The sequence below is a fragment of the Oerskovia sp. 140933 genome (genome assembly GCF_059651515.1).
Genome location: NZ_JAMXIO010000060.1, coordinates 1 through 7,073, shown reverse-complemented (window position 1 = coordinate 7,073; position 7,073 = coordinate 1). Strand labels below are relative to the sequence as shown.

The 7,073-nt window shown below is 67.7% G+C and carries 6 protein-coding genes; 5 read left to right on the top strand and 1 reads right to left on the bottom strand.

Annotation, left to right across the window (positions count from 1 at the left end; translation table 11 throughout):
- Nucleotides 1-145 precede the first annotated feature (145 nt).
- The 5 genes from NHG27_RS18730 (at nt 146) to nrdF (ending at nt 6,239) form a co-directional block, all read left to right on the top strand.
- On the top strand, nt 146-1,633 hold the full coding sequence (locus NHG27_RS18730) for a GH1 family beta-glucosidase (protein WP_497017326.1): 1,488 nt from the start codon (nt 146-148) through the stop codon (nt 1,631-1,633).
- A gap of 613 nt (nt 1,634-2,246) precedes the next feature.
- The gene (gene nrdH, locus NHG27_RS18725; protein ID WP_030149940.1) at nt 2,247-2,489 is read left to right on the top strand and encodes a glutaredoxin-like protein NrdH; all 243 of its coding nucleotides are present in this window, start codon (nt 2,247-2,249) and stop codon (nt 2,487-2,489) included.
- Between the two features lie 37 nt (nt 2,490-2,526).
- Nucleotides 2,527-2,958: a class Ib ribonucleoside-diphosphate reductase assembly flavoprotein NrdI gene (nrdI, locus tag NHG27_RS18720; protein ID WP_193720037.1), complete on the top strand. Its 432-nt coding sequence runs from the start codon at nt 2,527-2,529 to the stop codon at nt 2,956-2,958.
- On the top strand, nt 2,928-5,087 hold the full coding sequence (gene nrdE / locus NHG27_RS18715) for a class 1b ribonucleoside-diphosphate reductase subunit alpha (protein ID WP_227748495.1): 2,160 nt from the start codon (nt 2,928-2,930) through the stop codon (nt 5,085-5,087). Before nrdI ends, nrdE begins: the two co-directional genes overlap by 31 nt.
- A 171-nt stretch (nt 5,088-5,258) precedes the next feature.
- Nucleotides 5,259-6,239 (top strand): class 1b ribonucleoside-diphosphate reductase subunit beta, encoded by a 981-nt coding sequence (nrdF, locus tag NHG27_RS18710; protein ID WP_193720038.1) that lies wholly within the window; start codon nt 5,259-5,261, stop codon nt 6,237-6,239.
- A gap of 115 nt (nt 6,240-6,354) precedes the next feature.
- Here the strand turns inward: nrdF and NHG27_RS18705 are convergent, their stop codons facing one another.
- A complete protein-coding gene (locus NHG27_RS18705) occupies nt 6,355-6,849 on the bottom strand; it encodes a phosphoribosyltransferase (RefSeq protein WP_193720039.1) in 495 nt (164 codons plus the stop codon).
- Between the last annotated feature and the right edge of the window lie 224 nt (nt 6,850-7,073).

The following is a 7,073-nucleotide window of genomic DNA, read 5'->3' as shown; positions in this document are numbered from 1 at the left end:
TCGGGCAGGGAGCACCGTGCCCGACGGTGCCGCCCACCCCGGGCCTCGACGTCGCCCCCGCGCGTGGGTACCCTGATCGAATCGATACGTGAGAGCGCTCCCACGCTGTCGCGGACCGTCCATCCCGAACCACCGAAGGAACACCGTGAGCAACGTCGCCACCCGGCAGGACACCGGACCCGCACCGTCCACAGCGCAGCCCCCCGCGCCGCGCACCTTCCCGACCGACTTCCTGTGGGGGTCGGCCACCGCGGCCTACCAGATCGAGGGAGCCGCCGCCGAGGACGGCCGCGGACCCTCCATCTGGGACACCTACTCCCACACCCCCGGCCGCACCCTGAACGGCGACACCGGGGACGTCGCCGACGACCACTACCACCGGTGGGCCGAGGACGTGCAGCACATCAAGGACCTCGGGCTCGGTGCCTACCGGTTCTCGATCTCCTGGTCCCGCGTCCAGCCCGGTGGCTCGGGCGACTTCAACCCCGAGGGCATCGCCTTCTACTCGCGCCTGGTCGACGCGCTCCTCGAGGCCGGCGTCAAGCCCGTCGTGACCCTCTACCACTGGGACCTCCCGCAGGAGCTCGAGGACCGCGGCGGCTGGGCGAACCGCGAGACCGCGTACGCGTTCGCCGCCTACGCGCGCCGCATGGCCCGAGAGCTCGGCGACCGCATCGACGTGTGGACCACGCTCAACGAGCCCTGGTGCTCGGCCTACCTCGGCTACGGCTCGGGGGTCCACGCCCCCGGGCGCACCGAGCCCGTCGCGGCGCTCGCGGCCGTGCACCACCTCAACCTCGCCCACGGGCTCGCGTGCCGCGCGATCCGCGACGAGCTGGGCGAGGAGGCCAAGACCTCGGTGACCCTCAACCTGCACGTCATCCGCCCCGACGACCCCTCGTCCGCGGCGGACCTCGACGCCGTGCGGAAGATCGACGCGCTCGCCAACCGCGCGTTCCTCGGCCCGCTGCTCGACGGCGCCTACCCCGCGGACCTGCTCGCCGACACCGCGCACGTGACCGACTGGTCGTTCGTCCAGGACGGCGACCTGGAGCTCGTGCGCCAGCCGCTGTCGATCCTCGGCGTCAACTACTACTCGACCGTGCGCGTGCGGCACTTCTCCGGCGACGGCGAGCGCTCGGAGAGCGACGGTCACGGCGCGTCGAGCCACAGCCCGTGGATCGGGGTCGACGACGTCGAGTTCGTCCAGCAGCCCGGGCCGTACACCGCGATGGGCTGGAACATCGAGCCCGCGGGCATGACCGAGCTGCTGCTCTCCGTGCACCAGGCCTACCCCGACCAGCCGCTCATGGTCACCGAGAACGGCGCGGCGTTCGACGACGAGGTGACGGTCGACGCACAGGGGCACGCCCGGGTGCACGACGACCGGCGCGTCGCCTACCTCCACGACCACATCGACGCCGTCGGGGCCGCGATCGACGCCGGGGCCGACGTCCGCGGCTACTTCGCGTGGTCCCTGCTCGATAACTTCGAGTGGGGCTACGGCTACGACCGACGGTTCGGGATCATCCGGGTCGACTACGAGACCCTGGCACGGACCTGGAAGGACTCGGCCCACTGGTACCGCCGGCTCGCGACGACGTCGGTCCTGCCCGGGGTCGACGAGGTCTGACGCCTCGCGCCCCTGCGGCGCGCCACGACGGTCGGGTCGTCCCCGCGGGGGAGGCCCGACCGTCGTGCTCACCACCGGTGACGTTCGTCGCACCCGGACCGGTCCCCGCGCGACACGCCGGGGGCACACGACACGCCAGCGACTTTTGCGCCCGGGTTGTCCGGTTCGCCCGGTGGTGAGCACGGCCCGACGGCGGCTCTCACCACCCGTCCGCGCGGCACCCCCTGTCCTGCACAGCGTGTGGACGACCGTGCTCCACAGCCTGTGGAGAAGTCGCGGGGGCCGCGAGGGGACGCCGTTCGAGGCGCGCACAGGCGGTGGACGACGGTGGCGGAGAAGGCCTGTCAGTGGCTCCTGGAAGGATGGATCCGTGGTCCTAGCACACCGCGGAGAGACCCGAGGACGAGGCGAGGAGTTTCACCCGACCACGACATCTAGTGCCGAGCGGCGGCGGCGCCCACTAGGTATAGTGGTCAGCACCAGGGAGCAAACATCTCCTCGGCACATCACACGATCGTAGTTCCACCAGTGTTCTTCGAGGTCAGGGACCCCTCCAGGGAGTCGACCCGAGACCCCCAGGAAGCTCGATCCCCTACACGAGGAGACTGACCAGATGAGCATCACGGTCTACAGCAAGCCGGCTTGCGTTCAGTGCGACGCGACCTACCGCGCCCTCGACAAGAAGGGCATCGAGTACTCGGTCGTGGACATCAGCCAGGACGCCGAGGCGCTCGAGCTGGTCCGCGGCCTCGGTTACCTGCAGGCACCCGTCGTCATCGCCGGCGACGACCACTGGTCCGGCTTCCGCCCCGACCAGATCAACGCGCTCGCGGCGAAGGTCGCACCCGTCGCCTGAGCAGTCCCTCCCTCCGGTCCCCGCTGCGAGGTGTGACATGGGATCGCTCGTCTACTTCTCCAGCGTCTCGGACACCACGCACCGGTTCGTCCAGCGGCTGGGCCTCGAGGACCGGGGCTCCACGGTCCACCGCATCCCGCTGCGGCCCAAGGACGAGTTCCTGCGGGTCGACGAGCCGTACGTCCTGATGATCCCGACGTACGGCGGCGGCACCGAGGGCGGGGCGGTGCCCCGCCAGGTCATCAAGTTCTTGAACGACTCACACAACAGGTCGTTGATCCGTGGCGTCATCGCCGCGGGCAACACCAACTTCGGCGCTGCCTACTGCATCGCCGGCGACATCATCTCCTCGAAGTGCCAGGTGCCCTACCTGTACGCCTTCGAGCTTCTTGGAACAGCCGAGGACGTCGAGCGCGTCCGCGACGGATTGGGACGATTTTGGCAACGACAGTCACGGATTCCAGCGTGAGCACGGTGGCCGCGGGGGTCGAGCTCGACTACCACGCGCTCAACGCGATGCTCAACCTGTACGGCCCCGACGGCGAGATCCAGTTCGACAAGGACCGCCAGGCAGCGCGCCAGTACTTCCTGCAGCACGTGAACCAGAACACGGTCTTCTTCCACAGCCTGGAGGAAAAGCTCGAGTACCTGGTCGAGAACAAGTACTACGACCCCGCCGTCCTCGCGAAGTACGACCGCGAGTTCGTCAAGTCGCTCTTCGAGTTCGCGTACTCCAAGAAGTTCCGCTTCGACACGTTCCTCGGCGCGTTCAAGTACTACACCTCGTACACGCTCAAGACGTTCGACGGCAAGCGGTACCTCGAGCGCTTCGAGGACCGCGTCTCGATGGTCGCGCTCGGCCTCGCCGACGGCAACGAGCAGACGGCCCTCGACATCGTCGAGGAGATCGTCGCCGGACGCTTCCAGCCCGCGACCCCGACGTTCCTCAACATCGGCAAGGCGCAGCGCGGCGAGCCCGTGTCCTGCTTCCTGCTGCGCATCGAGGACAACATGGAGTCCATCGCGCGCGGCATCAACTCGGCGCTGCAGCTCTCCAAGCGCGGCGGCGGCGTCGCCCTGCTCCTGAGCAACATCCGCGAGCACGGCGCGCCCATCAAGCACATCGAGAACCAGTCCTCGGGCGTCATCCCCGTGATGAAGCTCCTCGAGGACTCCTTCTCCTACGCCAACCAGCTGGGAGCCCGCCAGGGCGCCGGTGCCGTCTACCTGCACGCGCACCACCCCGACATCATGCGCTTCCTCGACACCAAGCGTGAGAACGCCGACGAGAAGATCCGCATCAAGACGCTGTCCCTCGGCGTCGTCATCCCCGACATCACGTTCGACCTGGCGAAGAAGAACGAGGACATGTACCTCTTCTCGCCCTACGACGTCGAGCGCGTCTACGGCAAGCCCTTCGCCGACATCTCGGTCACCGAGAAGTACGACGAGATGGTCGACGACTCCCGCATCCGCAAGACCAAGATCAAGGCGCGCGAGTTCTTCCAGACCCTCGCCGAGCTCCAGTTCGAGTCCGGCTACCCGTACATCATGTTCGAGGACACGGTGAACAAGGCGAACCCGATCAAGGGCCGCATCACCCACTCGAACCTGTGCTCCGAGATCCTCCAGGTCTCGACGCCCTCGACGTACAACGAGGACCTGTCGTACGACCACGTCGGCCGCGACATCTCCTGCAACCTCGGGTCGCTGAACATCGCCAAGACGATGGACTCGCCGGACTTCGCCAAGACGATCGACACCGCGATCCGCGCCCTGACGGCCGTGTCCGACCAGACGAGCATCGAGTCCGTCCCGTCGATCAAGCGCGCCAACGAGTCGGGCCACGCGATCGGCCTCGGCCAGATGAACCTGCACGGCTACCTCGCCCGTGAGCGTGTCTTCTACGGCTCCGAAGAGGGCATCGACTTCACGAACATCTACTTCTACACCGTGGCCTACCACGCGATCGCCGCGAGCAACCGCCTCGCGATCGAGCGGGGCCGGGCGTTCGGCGGGTTCGAGGACTCCACGTACGCCTCGGGCGAGTACTTCGAGAAGTACACGGAGCAGGTCTGGGAGCCCGCGACGGCCCGCGTCAAGGAGCTGTTCGAGACCGCCGGCGTGCACATCCCCACGCAGGAGGACTGGAAGGCGCTCGCCGCGTCCGTCAAGGAGCACGGCATCTACAACCAGAACCTCCAGGCCGTCCCGCCCACCGGTTCGATCTCCTACATCAACAACTCGACGTCGTCGATCCACCCGGTCGCCTCGAAGATCGAGATCCGCAAGGAGGGCAAGATCGGGCGCGTCTACTACCCGGCGCCCTACCTGACGAACGACAACCTGGAGTACTACCAGGACGCGTACGAGATCGGCTACGAGAAGATCATCGACACGTACGCCGCGGCGACGCAGCACGTGGACCAGGGGCTCAGCCTCACGCTGTTCTTCAAGGACACCGCGACCACGCGCGACATCAACCGCGCGCAGATCTACGCGTGGCGCAAGGGCATCAAGACCCTGTACTACATCCGCCTGCGTCAGCTCGCGCTCGAGGGTACCGAGGTGGAGGGTTGCGTCTCCTGCATGCTGTGATTGCCCTCGTCGCCTGACGGCGACGTCCACGGGAGGGGCGCCGGTCGTCCGGGCCGCTCGTGCCTCGCGGCCCCGCCAGGCCCGCCCACGACCGGCGCCCCTCCCGTTCCCGCCGCCCGCAGGACCTCTCGTCTCGTCGCTGGCACCGTGCTGAGAAAGAAGAAGAACGACATGTCACCCACTGGGAAGCTCAAGCTCATCGATCGCGTCTCCGCGATCAACTGGAACCGTCTCGACGACGACAAGGACGCCGAGGTCTGGGACCGTCTCGTCGGGAACTTCTGGCTCCCCGAGAAGGTGCCGGTCTCGAACGACATCCAGAGCTGGGCGACGCTCACCGAGGAGGAGAAGACGCTGACCATGCGCGTCTTCACCGGCCTCACCCTCCTCGACACCATCCAGGGCACCGTGGGTGCCGTGTCGCTCATCCCCGACGCGATCACCCCGCACGAGGAGGCCGTGTACACCAACATCGCCTTCATGGAGTCCGTGCACGCCAAGAGCTACTCGTCGATCTTCTCGACGCTGTGCTCGACGCGCGAGATCGACGAGGCGTTCCGCTGGTCGGAGGAGAACCCCAATCTCCAGCGCAAGGCCGAGATCGTCATGGAGTACTACAAGGGCGACTCGCCGCTCAAGCGCAAGGTCGCGAGCACGCTGCTCGAGTCCTTCCTGTTCTACTCGGGCTTCTACCTGCCCATGTACTGGTCGAGCCGCGCCAAGCTCACGAACACCGCTGACCTGATCCGCCTCATCATCCGCGACGAGGCAGTGCACGGGTACTACATCGGCTACAAGTTCCAGAAGGGGCTCGAGAAGCTCAGCCCCGCCGAGCGCGACGAGATGAAGGCCTACACGTACGAGCTCCTCTTCGAGCTCTACGAGAACGAGGTCCAGTACACCGCGGACCTCTACGACGGCGTCGGCCTCACCGAGGACGTCAAGAAGTTCCTGCGCTACAACGCCAACAAGGCCCTCATGAACCTGGGCTACGAGGCGCTGTTCCCCAAGGACGAGACCGACGTCAACCCGGCGATCCTGTCCGCGCTGTCCCCGAACGCCGACGAGAACCACGACTTCTTCTCCGGCTCGGGCTCGTCCTACGTGATCGGCAAGGCCGTGAACACCGAGGACGACGACTGGGACTTCTGACCGGCAGCCCCTGACGGGCGGCTCGCCGACGACCTGACGACCGACGCCCCGCCTCTCCACGCAGGAGAGGCGGGGAGTCGGTCGTCCGTCGTGCGGCGGGGCCGCGGGGGAGCGGTCAGTCGTTCGGCCTCGACAGCGCACCCTCGACCGGCGGCTCGGCCGACCACGGGAACGTGATCCACAGGTCGGTCTCCTTCCAGGAGAAGTCCGGCTGGATGATCGTGCGCGGCTTGGTGTACAGCACCGCGGAGCGAGCCTCCGTGCCGTGCTCGGCGAGCATGCCCATGACCAGGGCGAGGGTGCGGCCCGAGTCGGCGACGTCGTCGACCACGAGGACCTTGGACCCCGGCAGCTCGGACGTGTCCATGAGCGGAGGCAGGACCCGCGGGTCCGCGAGCGTCTGGCCGATGTCCGTGTAGAACTCGACGTTGAGCGTCCCCACGCCCTTGGTGCCCAGCGCGTACGCCACGGCCCCACCGGGCAGCAGGCCGCCGCGGGCGATCGCGACCACGACGTCGGGCAGGAAGCCGCCGGCCACCACCTTCTCGGCCAGCTCTCGGGACGCGGTGCCGAACAGGTCCCACGTCATCACTTCGCGCTCTGTGCTCATGAGCAGAGCCTAGGTGGTGCACCTGTGCACCGGCCTGCGGAGGGGCCCGGCCCGGACGTGACCGTCCAGAACGCGAGAATCGAGGAGCGGCCGGGGACGAGGCGAGAGCCGCAGGCCGGCGAGACGCAGACGTCGCGGCGACCACGCTGGCGCCGGGGCGTCAGATGAGTCTGCGTGCCCCGCGGGTGCTCTCCCGGTACGCGCGAAGGGCCACCTCCCGGAAC